The following is a 16,378-nucleotide window of genomic DNA, read 5'->3' as shown; positions in this document are numbered from 1 at the left end:
GGCCCGGGTGCCACGCTGGGCGGTGCCATTGCGCAATCCCTGATCGGGATTGACTGGCACGGGGTTGGCGACAAGGCGGCGTTTCAATTGCGCCAGTCAGATAATCCGGTATTGATTGCGATGGGGCGGGATGACCAACGTCCGAAAACAACAAAGCGCAGCTAAAAGCCGCGCCATGTAATCAGAATCGTTATTTGATCGGGAACCTAGCTGCCCCAGCTGCGAACCTGACCGCAATCCATATGCACAAAGTTGGAGCGGGAATATTTGCCAACACCACCGCCACCACAAGACAGCCCAGCTTTGAACATCTGGTTGACCGAGCGGGATTTCAAACGCAAATCCCCAGCCTGACCCTTCATATGCAGCGAGTTCTTGGCAACCCCGCGCGAGCGCGAGCGCAACATCGCGTTGGTTTTTGGCGAACGATAACCGGACAACAGTGTATAAGGCTCAGTCACATCCATCAGATTGTGGGCCGCCGCCATGATATCGAAATTGCGGATATCCATGTTTTTGGTCAAATCTTCGCGCCAGTCGCGCATGAAATAATTGATTTCTTTGACCGCGTCCTTGATGTATTTGCCTTCGATCCAGTAGATCGTATCCATATTTTCACCGGTGCGGCCGTTATACATGCGCAGGCGGCGAATATCGCCCCCCCCGCGCAGAAAACCTGCGGCATTGGCGTAGGAAGGAGCGGCCACGATTGTGGTTGCGGCAAAAGCCCGCAAAACACCGCGTCGCGTGATCAAGGATTTTTTACTGCCCGTATTCATATCGTTCATCATCGTCTTATCGCCTGTCCCGTAGCGTTGCGTCCGCATTTATATGCGGTTACATGCCATTACATCCCCAGATGTTGGGGTCTTATTACACATATCGAATCAATCACCAAGTCAGGATTGTCGATAAGTCTTTCAAACAAGTAAAATCGGCAATTTATTGCTGAAATTGTGTTTGTGTTGTGGAAACGCTGAATATTGGGGGGGCAATCATGCCTCACCACGACATTTTGTGGTGATCTAATGCGAAAGTGAATGGACTTGGGCCGAAAAATTAACGATTGTATGCGTCATTAAGTCCATGGGTAATAAAACTGTTTAGGGGTTCAAGATGAATAGCGCGCTTTTTCAAATGCGTAATGTGCACAGCTTTGTCGCGGCTTTGGCCGTATCGATCACGCTTGCATTGGCGGGGGGCCCTGCAAATGCGCAGGTTACGGCCTATAAACAAGCGGTCGCCGAGGCGGCAGCAAAGGATGCGGCGCTGGCCGAATTCTACAAGGCCCGCAATTACAAATCGATCTGGACTGGCCGTTTGGGCAAAGATGGCCAACGCCGCAAGGCGCTGTTGGCGGCTCTTCGCAAGGCTTCCAGCCATGGATTGCCGGTCAACCGGTATGATCCGGCGGTTATTGCGGCCAACCTGAAAGCCTCGCGGACGGGGCGCGACCGTGGCCGCTTGGAAGTCGAGATGAGCCGAATATTCCTGCAATATGCCGACGACATCCGTTCTGGCGTTGTGAACCCGCGCAAAATCGACAGCGGTATGGTGCGCGAAGTTCGGCGCTGGAACCGGCTGCAAACGCTGATCGCGTTCGAGAAAAGCTCACCGAAGGGGTTTCTGAAACAGCTGGCTCCGAAAACACCGGAATATGTGCGTCTGATGAAGGAGAAGCTGCGGCTTGAGAAACTGCTTGGGCGTGGTGGGTTTGGCCCAAAAGTCGGGGTTGCCTCGCTTAAGGTTGGTGCCGGTGGCGGCCATGTGGTTGCTCTGCGCAACCGTTTGATCGCGATGGGGTATCTGAAACGCTCGGCCTCGCAATCCTATGACGCGAAGATGCAAAAAGCGGTGCAGCTGTTTCAACTTGACCACGGCCTGCCAACGGATGGCGTTGCCGGCAAAAGCACAGTGTCCGAGATTAATAAATCAGCGCAATATCGCCTGCAATCGATCATCGTTGCGATGGAGCGGGAACGCTGGTTCAATCAGGATCGAGGCAAGCGGCACATCTTGGTCAATTTGACGGATTTCACCGCAAAAATCATCGACAACGGCAAGGTGACATTCGTGACCCGTTCGGTTGTGGGTAAAAACGAGGGTGATCGCCGCACGCCGGAATTTTCCGATGTGATGGAGTTTATGATCATCAACCCGACATGGAATGTGCCGCGCTCAATCACTGTAAAAGAATACCTGCCACTGTTGAAACGGAATCCTAATGCAGTTGGTCATTTGCGTGTCGTCGATTCGCGTGGCCGCACAGTGAGCCGTGGGTCGGTGAATTTTGCACAATATAATGCGCAAACATTTCCCTTTAACCTGAAGCAGCCACCGAGCCGTGGGAATGCGCTGGGTCTGGTGAAATTCATGTTCCCGAATAGATATAACATCTACTTGCATGATACTCCGTCGAAAAACCTGTTTGCCCGCAATGTGCGTGCGTTCAGCCACGGCTGTATCCGGCTGCAACAACCGTTTGATTTTGCCTATGCACTGTTGTCCAAACAAATGGCCAACCCGCAGGAATTCTTTCAGGCCAAGCTAAAGACAGGCCGCGAAACGCGGGTTGATCTGAAGGAACCGGTACCAGTACACCTGATTTACCGCACTGCAATCAGCAAACCAAAAGGCGGAATGGAGTATCGCCGTGACGTTTATGGACGGGACGCCAAGATATTCAACGCCCTGACCAAGGCCGGGGTGGTGCTGCGCTCGATTGGCGGGTAAAACCAACCCAACAAAGTGATTTGCGTTTAAGGTTAAACATAACTCACTCATAATGTTGGGGGCCATGATGGGCTATACAGTTTCAGAAATAGCAACAGCGCTGGGGGCAAAAGCCGTTGGCGCTGTTGACGTCTTGATACAGGGCGCATCCGAACCGGCGAGTGCAGGGCCGGATGATCTGGCCTTGGCGATGGATGCTAAATATGCCGATGGGTTGGCCGTGGGGCAGGCCCGCGCCGCGATCCTGTGGGACGGGGCCGATTGGCAGGCGCTGGGGCTAGAGGCCGCAATTTTTGTGCCGCGCCCGCGCTATGCGATGTCGGGGCTCACCGCGCTGATGGATTCAGGCCCCGAGATCGAGGCGGGCATCCACGCAACGGCGATTATCCATAAGGATGCTGTGATCGGCGAGGGGGCTGCGCTTGGCCCCTTTGTGGTGATCGGCCGCGGCGCTGTGATTGGCGCACGGGCGCGGATTGCCAGCCACGTCAGCGTGGCCGAAGGGGCCGTGATCGGTGATGATGCGCTGCTGCTTCAGGGGGTCAGGATCGGGGCGCGTGTAGTAATAGGCGACCGGTTTATTGCGCAACCCGGCGGGGTAGTCGGCGCGGACGGGTTTTCATTCGTCACGCCGGAAAAATCCACCGTTGAAATGGCGCGCGAAAATCTGGGCAAAGATGTTCAGGCCAGCGCCCAAAGCTGGACCCGCATCCATTCGCTGGGCGCGGTTGAAATCGGCGATGATGTGGAAACCGGCGCCAATGTTACCATTGATCGGGGCACCATCCGTGCAACGCGCATCGGGCGCGGCACCAAGCTGGATAATCAGGTCCATATTGGCCACAATGTGCAAGTGGGCGAGGATTGCCTGCTGTGCGGGCAGGTCGGCATTGCTGGATCGTCAAACATTGGCGACCGAGTGGTGATGGCAGGGCAATGCGGTGTGTCGGACAACATTTTTGTTGGCGATGATGTGGTCGCGGGCGGGGCAACCAAGATATTTACCAATGCCCCAGCGGGGCGGATTTTGTTGGGCTCGCCCGCTGTAAAAATGGAAAGCCACGTCGAGATGCAAAAAGCACTGCGCCGCTTGCCGCGCCTTGCCAAACAGGTGGCCGAGCTAAAGGCGGGGTGGACGCGCAAGGACTGATCCAATTCAAATGTTTGAATAAAAAAGTGCCGCCCGATTATGGGCGACACTTAAGAATTGGATCGTTAGATTTCATTTACTTGTTGGCTGCCAAAACAGCGTTATACCCATCGGTGAAACCGGTCAGCGACATTGTCACAACCACCTTCTGGTCTGGCGCAGCCACAGGCACAACCGTTATTTTGGCGGTTGCGCCGCGTTTGAAAGAAGCCACATCCGCATTTGAAAACCCGATACGGGAATAACAGCCAGCGGCGCCACACCATGTAAACGGGTAGCGTTTGGTCGGGCCGCCATCAATTGCCAGCGTCAACTGCTGTGTCAGCAGCGTTTCAAGCGGTGTCACAATTGTTGCACCGGCGGCGGCCTGCTGGCCATCGGGAAGGCTAATGAAGTTGACTTCGGCAACACCATTTCCATTCTCATCCTTTAACAACTGATACAATTGGCATGGCTCATGTTCGCCTTCGGGCACACGAAAGCACTGTAATTCCCAGTCGCCATATGCTTCTTTTACATAGACCGTGCCAACGCCGTTTTCGGCGTTAACATCCACACCCATTGATCTTTCGACCTCAGTGGCAACGGCAGGGGCTTGCGAGTCAGTTTCTGTCGTTGTTTGCTCGCCGTTGGTTGTTTCGGTTTCGCTTTGTATACTGGGTGTTGTAGTTTCTTGTGCAACCGCCGCCCCACTAAAGGTCAGAATCAAGGCAAGAGTGCAAAATTTTTGTAGGTAGGACATATGTTTGGTTCCATTATCTGCTGTCGCGTCTATTGCCGTCTAACACGTCATAAAAGAAGAGTCAGGCCGCATTTTTGGCGGTATTTTTATCTTTGGGCAAAATATTGCCAAGATGGTAACAAACCAAAAAAGAAAAGGGCCTGAAAACAGACCCTTTTCCTATTGAAGTGCTCCCCGTCGGACTGGCCGACTTATTATTGAAGACAAGCTACGGCGTTTTGCCGCAGGCGTCAACTTTTATAATGATTTGTGATCCAGCCTTACCGTCAGGCCTTTAACAAAAAAAGGCCGCACTACAAGAGTGCGGCCAGTCTAACAGGGAGGAAGTATGTCCAAACGAAAGAGGACTTAACGTCTGAACGTAATCTAAGTCTGGCGTAAAATGATTAACATTGTATTTTCATCTGTAAGAAAAAAGAAGAAATACGATAAAGCGGGGGAATTCGCAGTGAGTGAAGATCGGATATTTATTGGTGGTGGCGGTGTTGATTACGGCGATCCACAGGAAATGCAGTTGAAATACGCCAACCGCCACGGGCTGATTGCGGGGGCGACGGGGACGGGTAAAACCGTGACCCTGCAAATTCTGGCCGAAGAACTGTCGGCCTCAGGTGTTCCGGTGTTTATGTCGGATGTGAAGGGCGATTTGTCTGGGCTGGCTGTGGCGGGGTCAAATACATTCAAATTGCATGATGCCTTCACCAGCCGCGCCGCCAAAATCGGCTTTGACGATTACACCTATAATGCGTTTCCGGTGACGTTCTGGGATTTGTTCGGTAAATCCGGCCATCCGATCCGCACCACCGTGGCCGAAATGGGCCCGCTGCTGATCTCGCGTTTGTTGGAGCTGTCCGAAGCGCAAGAGGGCGTGCTGAACATCGCCTTCCGTGTGTCGGATGAACAAGGTTTGCCGCTGCTGGACCTTGCGGATTTGCAGGCGTTGCTGGTCTGGGTCGGGCAAAACGGCAAGGAATTATCCCTGCGCTATGGCAATGTGTCACCTGCATCCGTCGGCACCATCCAGCGCCGTTTGCTGGTGCTGGAAAATCAGGGCGGGGCCAACCTGTTTGGTGAGCCGGCACTGGAACTGGCCGATATGATGACCGTTGACCCAGACGGGCGCGGGCGTATCAACATTCTGGCGTCTGACAGCCTGATGGCGGCACCGAAACTATACGCGACCTTTCTTATCTGGCTGCTTAGCGAATTGTTCGAGGAATTGCCCGAGGTCGGTGACCCTGACAAACCCAAGCTGGTGCTGTTCTTTGACGAGGCCCACCTGCTGTTTGACGGGGCACCCAAGCCGATGATCGACAAGGTCGAGCAGGTCGCCCGCCTGATCCGGTCCAAAGGGGTCGGGGTGTATTTCGTCACTCAAAATCCGCGCGACATTCCCGAGGATATTCTGGGCCAGTTGGGCAACCGTGTGCAACACGCGCTGCGGGCCTATACTGCGCGGGATCGCAAGCAACTGATGCATGCGGCAGAAACTTACCGCGACAACCCGCGGTTTTCCACCGAAGAGGCGATCCGCGAGGTTGGTGTGGGCGAGGCTGTGACCTCGATGTTGGCGCGTAAAGGTGTGCCCGGCGTGGTCGAACGCACCTTGATCCGGCCACCATCCTCGCAATTGGGGCCAATCAGCAAAGCCGAGCGTCGCGCGGTGATTGCCGCATCGCCCGTGGCCGGAAAATACGAGACAAAGCTGGACCGCCAATCGGCGTTCGAGATGTTACGCAAACGGGCCAATGATGCGGCGACAGCTGCCGAAGAAAGCGAGCGGGCCGAGGAAGAGGCCGATCTGGCGTTGCGTGAATACAAGGCCGGACGGCGCTATACGGGCGCGCGGGTTGAACGCTCTACTTCACGCAAAACCCGCAAAGATGCCAGTTGGGGCGGCGCGATTGGGAATGTGATTTTGAAAGAGCTGAAGGGCACCACCGGCAAGCGCATTGTGCGCGGGATTCTGGGCGGGTTTTTCAAGGGGCGTTAGCCTGAATGAGGACAGGGCGTTAAGCCGCAAAAGAGGTATGACATGACACAAGCTGAAACGTTCAAATCGCTACATGTAAAATCCGATCCAGTCGTGTTGTTTAACGTCTGGGACGCCGGCACAGCGGCAATTGTGCAATCCGCCGGCGCCAAGGCGATTGCCACGGGCAGTTGGCCGGTGGCCGCAGCGCAAGGCTTTGAGGATGGCGAAAAAATTCCACTGGAGTTGATGCTGGAAAACCTGCGTCGCATCGTGGCAGCGGTTGACCTGCCAGTGTCGTCCGACATCGAAGGCGCTTATAGCATGGCCCCAAAGGGGGTAAAGGACACGGTCGTGCAGGTGGCTCAGACGGGTGCTGTTGGGTTCAACTTCGAGGACCAGATCGTTGGCGGTGGCGGGTTGCATGATATTGACGTGCAAACAGCACGGGTAGCGGCGGCCCGTGACGGGGCGGATCAGGCGGGCAGTAACATCTTTATCAACGCCCGCACCGACCTGTTTCTAAAGGCCAAACCCGAGGATCATGCGGACCTGCTGGACGAGGCATTAACCCGTGCGCATGCTTATGCTAGGGCAGGGGGTGACGGGTTCTTTGCGCCTGCTTTGACGGATGAGGCGCTGATCAAACAGCTTTGTGCCGACTGCCCGCTGCCGGTCAACATCCTTGCGTTACCCCACGCGCCATCGGCCTCGGTTTTGGCCGATCTGGGTGTGGCCCGCATCAGCCACGGCCCAGTGCCATATAAGAAGATGGCGGCATGGTTTGAGGGCATGGCAAGGGCAGCAATTGACTATCGGTAGCCCCCACATATTCAGAAAAGTGAAAGCCGCGATTGCCATCTGCACAGCGGCTTTCTTTTTCTACGCATATTACACCTAGTATTTCATATGGCGAGAATGTTTTAACGAACTGGGCCGATGTTTTGACAGCGATACCGGTATTGTTTTTGTTGAACAAACAGGTCCGATTTGGCTGATGCTCGGGATTTTGTCGTTAGGGATTGCGATCTGGACGGTGCGCCCAAGAGGGCGATGAAAACTCTAGCGGCCCATCCTCTACAACGGTTTGATCTTCAACTTCGTAATCCGGTTGGCGTGCCGCCCTAACACCTCAAACCTAAAACCGTGGAATGAAAACACCTGACCCACAGACGGGATCATCTGGGATTCGTGCATTACCAAACCGGCGACCGTGATTGCCTCTTCGTCGGGCAGGTTCCAGTCAGTGGCGCGGTTCAGGTCACGAATGGTCATGGCGCCTTCAACCACAAATTGCCCATCGTCCGCCTGACCAATGGTCGGCTCGTCGTCCCTGTCAAATTCGTCGGTAATCTCGCCGACAATCTCTTCCAGAATATCCTCAAGCGTGATCAACCCCTGTATTGAGCCGTATTCATCCACCACCAGCGCGAAATGCGCGTGGCGATGCAAAAACTGGCGCATCTGGTCGTCCAGCGTTGTGGTCTCGGGCACAAAATAGGGTTTTTTGGCCACTTGCATCACGTCAAACTCTTGCAGTTTGTCAAAGGATGCATCTGCGCCACGCATCAATTCGTGCATCGCGCGCAACAGGTCTTTGGCGTGGATCACACCAACAATGTTATCAGGGTCATCACGAAACAGCGGCAGGCGGGTGTGGGCCGAATCCAGACATTGTGCCAGCACGGATTGCGGGTCATCCCCAACATCGATCATCTCGATGTTGGATCTGTGCAGCATGATTTCCTCGACCGTGCGCTCATTCAGATCAAGCGCACCCAATATCCGGTCGCGGTCTTCTTTCTGGACGATCCCCTCGGAATGGCCCAGCGAAATAGCGCCTGCGATTTCCTCGCGCACGGCCAGCATTTGACTGTCGGCATCCACCTTGACGCCAAAGGCCCGTAGCATGATGCGCACGAACCAACGGATTGCGGCGACGATGGGCGAAAACACAATGATCACCAGTTTGATAATTGGTGAAACCCTTGCTGCGGCAACTTCGGGGTTGGTGATCGCATAGGTTTTGGGCAGCACTTCGGCGAACACCAGCACAAGGAGGGTCATCAGCAACGTGGCCAGTGCCACGCCGCTTTCGCCAAACAGGCGGGTGAACATGGCGGTGGCCAGGGCGGCGGCCAGAATATTCACCAGATTGTTGCCCAGCAGAACTGCCCCGATCAGCCGCTCTGTGTCCTCGGTCACATCCAGTGCGCATTTGGCGCCTTTGCTGCCCTTGTCGGCCTGCGCCCGCAACTTGCCACGCGATGCAGCCGTCAGCGCGGTTTCCGATCCGGAAAAGAACGCGGATAACAGCAGCAACAGGGCGATAAAGCCTGATGTGATCCAGAAGGCAGTGTCAAGAAATGGAGTCGTGTCGGGCATTGTTCTCTCGGGGTTTAAGGCGGGTTAAAGAATTTTATCCCTTATGAGGCTTGCAAGGGGGCGGATCAAGGGGAGCCGATTACTCTTGAGTAGCAAGCGGATGATGCTGCAACACCAGTTCCTTCAGCCGTTCCTCTAGCACATGGGTGTAAATCTCGGTGGTGGAAATATCGGCGTGGCCCAGCAATGTCTGGATTGACCGCAAATCAGCGCCATTGGCCAACAGATGGGTAGCGAAGGCATGGCGCAGGGTGTGGGGGGTGACTTTGCTTGGCATAACCCCGCCATCCACAGCCAATTCCTTGATCAGCATATAGAACCGGTGGCGGGTCAGATGACCCAGTTTACCGCGCGACGGGAACAGGAAGCGGCTGGCAGGTTTGCCTTTAACACGATCTGCTTCGTCCTGTTTGTCACGCAGTTTGATCCATACGACCAGTGCGCTGCGGGCAGGGGGTGACAGGGGCACCATGCGTTCCTTGCCGCCCTTGCCGCGCACCAATATCATCCGTGGATCACCACGGGTTGCGGTGATTGGCAGAGACACCAGTTCGGTCACCCGCATGCCGGTGGCATAAAGCAGCTCCATCAGACAGGTGTTGCGCTGCTGGTCGACCTTGCTGCGGCCATGAGTGCGGGCGGCGGCCAGCAGGTGCTCGACCTCTTCAATGCTCAGGGTTTTGGGCAGGCTTTTGGCACGCCCCGGTCCCTTGATCTGGATTGCTGGATTGTCGTCGCGCCAGCCCTCTTCAAAGGCAAAGCGATACAGCCCCTTGATTGATGATAGCCGCCGTGCCCGTGTGGATTGCGCCAATCCCTGTGCTGCACAATGAATCAGATATCCCTCGACTTCTCCCCGCGTCACGGCGGTGAAATCCTGCCCCTTGCCAGCCAGCCATCCGGCAAAATCCAGCAGGTCGCGGGCGTAGGCGGACTGGGTGTTGGCAGCGGCATCCATTTCGGCCACCTGCGCGTCCAGATAGGTGCTGATCCAGTGCTGCATATCCATCAGGGTTTACCCCCGCCGATCCAGCAGCATCAGTTGCAATGCGGCACGCCGCGCGGTGTCTTCCAACCCGACAGAGCGTAGCAATATCAACGCCTTGCGGATATTTTCCAAATCACCACCGGTGCCTTGGTTGAACAGGCTGATGGCGCGCAATATTGCCTCGCCCAGCTTGTCATCTTCCAGCAAAGGGGCGAACTGCTGCGGTGTGGCGGTGGTGGTAAAGGCCGCCTTGATGGCGCGGGCCTTACCGTTGGGGGCATCAACATCGGTCAAATCGCCCTGCGCAAGGGCCGCAAGGAATTTCTCGGCTGGCGATGTCGGGGAATATTTGCTGGTGACTTTTTCGTAATCCTCGGACAACAGCCCGACCAGATAGGCCAGCGATGCGGCGTCCGCGTCCAGCGGTAACTTTGCCAGACCTTCGCCGTAAAGGGCGGCAAACGGCACTTCTAGTTGTGCCTTTTTCATCTCGTCCCACACGGTGGGTAGGGCCTTGGCCACCGCCCCCGGATCGCCTGCGCTATAGGCCGTGTCAAACGCCTGCACCGCATCGACCCGCTCCCACACCCCGCCGGAGGCCGCAGGTAGACGCTCGGTATAGATACCCAGCAGTTGGTTTTCATCAATCGCACCGGTAATGGCCAGCCGTTCGGCGGCCTCAATCTGGGCTTTCCAGCCGGTATTGGAGCGTAGATCGGCATTGGCAAAGGCCCGCGGCAGGGCGGGTGTCGGGATTGCTTCTCCGATGGCCTCGCGCATTTTGTAAATTAGCGGCGTGACCTGTTTTGGCATTGGCAGCGGGGCGGTGCCTTCGGACAGTTCGGGGTCAAGGAACCGCGCCAGCAACGCGTCTTCCGCAGGCGTGATGTAGCCCAGCACTTTGGCGGTTTCCAGCGTCACGGCAGCGGCATTCCAGTCGCCATTACGGGCCAGACAAAATATCCGCGCCGGAAAGGTCGGGGCGATATCGGCGTTGGTGCGCAGGGTATCACAGGCCGCATCTTCAGCGCCGGTCAGCAGGGCCACATCAAACCAGCGGCGAAACAGATCGGGCGTGTGTGGGCCGGCGCGCACCAGCAAGGCTTGCGCTTGCTCCAGCGTGCCCATGTCCAGCAATTTGTCGATCCGTGCCAGAAACAGTGCACCAGTGCCGTCGGCATCCGCCGGCGCATCCAGTTCGGCCAGCAAGATCATTTGCAACAAATCCTGCATCGCAGGCAGCGATTGCGGGGCTTGGCCGCGGATCAGGCGTGCCAGTTCCTCGCTCGGAGTGCCCCCCCAGAACCCGCGCGGCAGTCCGGTGACGGAAACCGGTAGCAACCCGACCGCATCAGGGGTTGGCCCGTCCAGCGTGGTGACGGTTATATCCTCGACCGAGGCACTGTGGGTCACGGCGGTTTCAGGTGTGGTAGGTATGGACGGAGGTTGCAATACCACAGGCGTGGCCACCGTATCGGACAGCCAATCAATCGCCGATAACGGCTCTTGGGCGGTGGCAGATACGCCCCAGCCACTCAGCCCGCCAATCAGGATGGCTGAAATAATATGAAACTGTTTACTCGACATCCAGTGTTACCGGCTGACTAACCTCTGTTACTACGGGGGACAAATCCCCCAGATACGCATACCCTGTCAGGGCTATAAAGCCCAGTAAAACTAGAAAAACAAGTGCTTTTAATAGTCGCCCCATTACGTATCTGCCTTTTTGTTTTGCTGCCTTTTGATAAGGCTTGCTGTATTTATATATGGCCTTTTGGATAATTTCACGCCATTGAATGCAATAAATGTGAAATTAAGCGGGGGATGGCCGGTTTGGAGGCCACTTTGAAAAAGACAGTTGTGCTGGTGGGCATGATGGGGGCTGGCAAAACGGCGGTGGGCAAGGCATTGGCCACGCGTTTGGATGTGCCGTTTCTGGATTCAGACGAGGCGATTGTCAAAGCTGCCAACCGGTCCATCGCCGGGATTTTCGCACGCGATGGTGAAGCCTTCTTTCGGGCGCGCGAGGCCGAGGTGATTGCCCGCTTGATGAATGAGCAGGTCGGCATTCTGTCCACCGGTGGCGGCGCATTTCTGGCAGAGCAAAACCGCGCGGTGATTGCCGATAAGGGGGTGGCGGTCTGGCTGCGGGCCGATCTGGACTTACTGTGGGCGCGGGTGCGGCACAAAACCACCCGCCCGCTGCTGCAAACAGACAACCCTCGCGAAACCCTGCGTGAATTATGCGAGGCCCGCGAGCCGCTATATGCAAAGGCCACGTTGACGGTGAAATGCGACCCGAATTATTCAATCGAGGATATGGCGGAGGCCGTCATGGATGCCTTGAAAGCCTGCCCCGATGTTATGGAGACTGATCAAAATGGTTGAAATGCTACGTGTGGAGCTTGGAGACCGGTCTTATGACATCCGGATCGGTGACGGATTGATTGGGCGGGCAGGGGCCGAGATTGCGCCGCTGTTGGTGCGTCCGCGCGTGGCTGTGGTGAGCGATGAAAACGTAGCGGCGCTGCACCTGGATCGCCTGCGTGACGGTTTGGCGGCGGCAGGCATTGAAATGGTGTCGCTGGTGTTGCCTGCAGGCGAAGCCACCAAAAGCTGGCATCCGTTTAGCCGCACAGTGGAATGGCTGCTGGAGCAAAAGGTCGAGCGGCGCGATGTGGTTGTGGCTTTTGGCGGCGGGGTGGTCGGTGATCTGGTCGGCTTTGCCGCTGCGGTGTTGCGCCGTGGTGTGCGGTTCGTGCAGATACCGACGTCCCTGTTGGCGCAAGTCGATAGTTCGGTTGGCGGCAAGACCGGTATCAATGCGCCCCAAGGTAAAAACCTGATCGGCGCGTTTCATCAACCCTCCTTGGTGCTTGCCGATATCGGCGTTTTGGGCACCCTGACCCCGCGCGATTTTCTAGCGGGATATGGCGAGGTGGTGAAATACGGCATGTTGGGCGATCTCGGATTTTTCGAGTGGCTCGAGGTGAACGGCCCTGCGTTGGCTGCGGGCGACATGGGCTTGCGGGCCGAGGCCGTGCGCCGCTCTTGCCAAGCCAAAGCCGACATTGTCTCGCGCGATGAAACCGAGCAAGGTGACCGTGCGCTGTTAAACCTTGGTCACACATTTTGCCACGCGCTAGAGGCCGCGACAGGGTATTCCGACCGCCTGTTGCACGGCGAAGGCGTGGCGATTGGCTGTGCTTTGGCGTTTGAGGTATCGGCACGGTTGGGCCTGTGCAGCCAAGAAGACCCAAGCCGCGTGCGTGCCCATTTACGCGCCATGGGGATGAAGGTTGATCTGGCCGATATTTCAGGTGATCTACCGGATGCAGAGGCACTGATTGCCCTGATGGGGCAGGACAAAAAGGTGATGGATGGCACGATCAACTACATCATGGTGCGCGGTATCGGGCAGGCGTTTGTTACGGCTGATGTGGATGTGGGCGTGGTGAAAACAGTGTTGGCCGAGGCATTGTCGGCGCGGTAGTATGTTGGCAGGAGTCTGGATTTGACCAAGCGTAAATTGTTGATGATCACTGTAATGGTTGGGGCGCTGTGTAGCCCTGTGTGGGCCGTTACGCTGGAGGATTTAAGCCAGTGCTATACCCGCACCTACACGGCCGCACACCTGCGCAACCAGCCAAAGCAAAATGTCAAAACCCTTGCACTAAAGATTGATGCAGAAGGCAAATCGGTAACCTTGAGCGGGACCAACCGCGCGGGGCAATCCGGCTATCTTTGGTTTAGCTGCTACGAAAATGTGGGCACGGCTGAGTATGCGCCAAGCTGTGCTACATTTGAAGCCGATAGTCAGCTTTGGATTGAAGAACGAAGCGACGGTAGCATCGTTATCAAAACCCGAAATACATTTTTATCCGATATTGGTGAAGATATTGGCTATGTGGATGATCCGGGAGATCATTACATGTTTTATCTTGATGAAGCGCGCCACTCATACACAATCGGGTCTGGGCCGTTCTTTCATTACCGCTTGTACCCAGCGGGACTGGGTGTCTGCCCGAAGGTGGAATAAGACGTTAGCGCACAACCCGGTCTATCCGGACAAGGCCTTGTAATAACAAAGCAATCATCGCGCCGTTAAGCAAATGCCACAGGAAATGCGTGCCGATGGGCCACACGCCGCACAGGTGTAAATCAACGGTTCGAGCCAGCAGCGACAAGGTGAACATCAGGGCCGCGCTGACGATCCACGACGCAATCGCGTGTTTGCGCCGCAGGGTCAGGATGGCGAAAATCCACAGCGCGATCAGGGCAGGTGCGTATTGACTGGAGCCGTTCAGCGGATCGGGCGATGCATCAACCTGCGTGGCGCTGCCCGAGGCCATGATCCAAACGATGCCGACAATCACTGCCATCACACCTGCCGCGATACCGCCGACCCGCATCGGGGATTTTCCTGTCATCCGGATCACCGCGACCACAACGTAGAGGGCAACAAAGCTCCAGATAGGGATCACATCGGCAAAGGAGGACCACAGGTTTGCGTGGGTGTGGAACAGGAATGATCCGATGCCAATGCCCGCCGCCAGCACACAAAGCAGGATCATGATGCTATCAAGCTTGCCGCGGAATGCCGCCGTGCGCCAACCCCAGAGAGCAGCAAGCGGAAAGGCTAGATTGGACAGTGCGTTCAGTGGCTCGGCCCAATATCCGGGGCCAAGCCGTTCGCAATAGAGATCAATTGCTGTGAACCATTCCATTTCTGTTTTGGTTTATTGGTCTAGAACGGGATGTCGTCGTCAATCTGGCCACCGCCGCCGCCCTGTTGCTGGCCACCGCCACCTTGCTGCTGGCCGCCTCCGCCAAAGTCGCCGCCAGATGAACCGCCACCATAACCGCCTTGTTGTTGGCCGCCGCCATAATCGCCGCCACCACCACCGCCAGAGCGTCCGTCAAGCATCACAAGCGTGCTGCCAAAGCCCTGCAAAACCACTTCGGTTGAATAACGGTCATTGCCCGACTGGTCCTGCCATTTGCGGGTTTGCAACGCACCCTCGATATAAATCTTGGAACCCTTTTTCAAATATTGTTCTGCCACACGCACCAGACCTTCGGAAAAAATGGCCACCGTGTGCCATTCGGTCTTTTCGCGCCGCTCGCCGGTGTTTTTGTCTTTCCACGTATCGGAGGTGGCAATGCGCAGGTTGCACACCTTGCCGCCGTTCTGGAAAGTGCGCACCTCGGGGTCTGCCCCCAGATTACCAATCAGAATTACTTTGTTTACCGAACCCGCCATTGCAAATACTCCCGTCGATTCTGTCATTGTTGTTTTACGAGTGTTACACCACCCTGACATGGTGAAGGAAAGGTAAATTTGTGCCGGGCCGGACGTAAAATTGAATATTATTGGGTCATATATACCATTTCTTCGGCATCTCAGTGTGATGTGATGCCTTTCCCAAATCGTAAAAAATTCGGCAGATATGGAAAGTCACATGCCGTGGGATTTGATAAAACAGGTCATTCTGCTGTAAATGTTGGGGCGAAACCCCAATACCATGCGACTATATTTCTTTTGGTCTCGCGTTCAGTAATGATCAAGCTTTTGGAAGGAAAGGCAGGAAGGCAATGCGAAAGCGGGATATATGGTGAAGGGACACGAAGCGTTTCGTAGGGTAAAAACACCAGAGCCTGTCCATATATCCCGCCCCGCCATGAGCGGCACCAGAAGGCGTCACGGCACGCCGTTATATTGCGCCTTGCCAGCAAGCCCCCACCAGTAGGATCATTCTATCCTGGGTTATAAAGCATCTGCTATAGATCAGGTGGTATAAATGGGGAATAAATGGCTTTATATTCCATTAGTTTAGGGCGTGATAATCATATTTTTGATACCTTCAAGCTAATATGAAACATTCTGCTGCCGTTGAAAATTTCCCGTCGTATACAGCCTCTGCTTAATGCAATAGGGCAATATTTCAAACCGATGTAACAAACCACATCTGGGTCACTCGCCATTGGGCGCACTGTTGATCAATAACCTGCTGCGATCAATTTTTTGACCGGAATAACAGGATGAATGATGACCATGGATGTGTTTTAGGAGCCGATGGGATAGAGGAGATGCACAAAGGGACAGCTGTTTGGGCCGGGGCTTCGGTTATCTTGCATATTGTGGCGGTGATCCATGAAAGTCGGGGCGGTCTGGTAAAAGTGATAGTGCTGGGTATAAAACCATTCCAGACAGAGAGCGGAACGATTTATGAAAAAAGGAAAACGGTCAAAAGAGAGCATGGCGTTGATTGGGTTGATCTTGGTGCAAAGTATTTGTGCCCTGTTTTTTCTTAGCGATGTTCTGGATGACGCTTACTGGATGGGTCGGTCGACCTTCAGTGGTTCGTGGCATTTGGTGATCGAGGGATTGGCGTCACTGGTGCTGAT

General features: G+C 55.5%; 15 protein-coding genes. 7 read left to right on the top strand and 8 right to left on the bottom strand.

Annotation, left to right across the window (positions count from 1 at the left end):
• Positions 1-206: 206 nt before the first annotated feature.
• A complete protein-coding gene (gene mepK / locus ACWB12_RS14055) occupies positions 207-791 on the bottom strand; it encodes a peptidoglycan L,D-endopeptidase MepK (protein WP_479530721.1) in 585 nt (194 codons plus the stop codon).
• Positions 792-1,116: 325 nt separating this feature from the next.
• Between mepK and ACWB12_RS14050 the strand changes: the two genes are divergently transcribed.
• Both ACWB12_RS14050 and lpxD read left to right on the top strand, forming a co-directional pair.
• Complete coding sequence (locus ACWB12_RS14050) at positions 1,117-2,733, top strand: L,D-transpeptidase family protein (RefSeq protein ID WP_479530720.1); 1,617 nt, start codon at positions 1,117-1,119, stop codon at positions 2,731-2,733.
• A 67-nt stretch (positions 2,734-2,800) separates the two neighbouring features.
• On the top strand, positions 2,801-3,883 hold the full coding sequence (lpxD, locus tag ACWB12_RS14045; protein ID WP_479530719.1) for a UDP-3-O-(3-hydroxymyristoyl)glucosamine N-acyltransferase: 1,083 nt from the start codon (positions 2,801-2,803) through the stop codon (positions 3,881-3,883).
• 76 nt (positions 3,884-3,959) lie between these two features.
• Here the strand turns inward: lpxD and ACWB12_RS14040 are convergent, their stop codons facing one another.
• Entirely contained in the window at positions 3,960-4,625 is a 666-nt protein-coding gene (locus tag ACWB12_RS14040) for an invasion associated locus B family protein (RefSeq protein ID WP_479530718.1), read from the bottom strand.
• A gap of 448 nt (positions 4,626-5,073) precedes the next feature.
• Between ACWB12_RS14040 and ACWB12_RS14035 the strand changes: the two genes are divergently transcribed.
• Both ACWB12_RS14035 and ACWB12_RS14030 read left to right on the top strand, forming a co-directional pair.
• Positions 5,074-6,618, top strand: a complete 1,545-nt coding sequence (locus ACWB12_RS14035) for a helicase HerA-like domain-containing protein (RefSeq protein ID WP_479530717.1) — start codon at positions 5,074-5,076, stop codon at positions 6,616-6,618.
• A gap of 42 nt (positions 6,619-6,660) precedes the next feature.
• Positions 6,661-7,419, top strand: coding sequence for an isocitrate lyase/PEP mutase family protein (locus ACWB12_RS14030; RefSeq protein WP_479530716.1), 759 nt, complete (start codon positions 6,661-6,663; stop codon positions 7,417-7,419).
• Between the two features lie 255 nt (positions 7,420-7,674).
• Here ACWB12_RS14030 and ACWB12_RS14025 read toward each other — a convergent pair whose 3' ends face one another.
• The 4 genes from ACWB12_RS14025 to ACWB12_RS14010 form a co-directional block, all read right to left on the bottom strand.
• On the bottom strand, positions 7,675-8,982 hold the full coding sequence (locus ACWB12_RS14025; protein WP_479530715.1) for an HlyC/CorC family transporter: 1,308 nt from the start codon (positions 8,980-8,982) through the stop codon (positions 7,675-7,677).
• Between the two features lie 79 nt (positions 8,983-9,061).
• Positions 9,062-9,991 (bottom strand): site-specific tyrosine recombinase XerD, encoded by a 930-nt coding sequence (locus ACWB12_RS14020; protein WP_479530714.1) that lies wholly within the window; start codon positions 9,989-9,991, stop codon positions 9,062-9,064.
• A gap of 6 nt (positions 9,992-9,997) precedes the next feature.
• Complete coding sequence (locus ACWB12_RS14015) at positions 9,998-11,557, bottom strand: hypothetical protein (protein ID WP_479530713.1); 1,560 nt, start codon at positions 11,555-11,557, stop codon at positions 9,998-10,000.
• Positions 11,547-11,681, bottom strand: a complete 135-nt coding sequence (locus ACWB12_RS14010) for a hypothetical protein (protein ID WP_479530712.1) — start codon at positions 11,679-11,681, stop codon at positions 11,547-11,549. The genes ACWB12_RS14015 and ACWB12_RS14010 overlap by 11 nt, the downstream gene beginning before the upstream one ends.
• Before the next feature lie 122 nt (positions 11,682-11,803).
• Here ACWB12_RS14010 and ACWB12_RS14005 point away from each other — a divergent pair, with 122 nt between their 5' ends.
• The 3 genes from ACWB12_RS14005 to ACWB12_RS13995 are packed head-to-tail and all read left to right on the top strand — an operon-like array spanning position 11,804 to position 14,009.
• Positions 11,804-12,358, top strand: coding sequence for a shikimate kinase (locus ACWB12_RS14005; protein ID WP_479530722.1), 555 nt, complete (start codon positions 11,804-11,806; stop codon positions 12,356-12,358).
• A complete protein-coding gene (aroB, locus tag ACWB12_RS14000) occupies positions 12,351-13,463 on the top strand; it encodes a 3-dehydroquinate synthase (RefSeq protein ID WP_479530711.1) in 1,113 nt (370 codons plus the stop codon). Before ACWB12_RS14005 ends, aroB begins: the two co-directional genes overlap by 8 nt.
• Before the next feature lie 21 nt (positions 13,464-13,484).
• Positions 13,485-14,009, top strand: coding sequence for a hypothetical protein (locus ACWB12_RS13995; protein ID WP_479530710.1), 525 nt, complete (start codon positions 13,485-13,487; stop codon positions 14,007-14,009).
• A 4-nt stretch (positions 14,010-14,013) separates the two neighbouring features.
• Here the strand turns inward: ACWB12_RS13995 and ACWB12_RS13990 are convergent, their stop codons facing one another.
• On the bottom strand, positions 14,014-14,697 hold the full coding sequence (locus ACWB12_RS13990; RefSeq protein WP_479530709.1) for a ceramidase domain-containing protein: 684 nt from the start codon (positions 14,695-14,697) through the stop codon (positions 14,014-14,016).
• 20 nt (positions 14,698-14,717) lie between these two features.
• A complete protein-coding gene (ssb, locus tag ACWB12_RS13985) occupies positions 14,718-15,233 on the bottom strand; it encodes a single-stranded DNA-binding protein (protein WP_479530708.1) in 516 nt (171 codons plus the stop codon).
• Positions 15,234-16,378 lie beyond the last annotated feature (1,145 nt).

Source organism: Profundibacter sp. (assembly GCF_056498605.1).
This window is presented reverse-complemented; position numbering and strand designations above follow the sequence as displayed.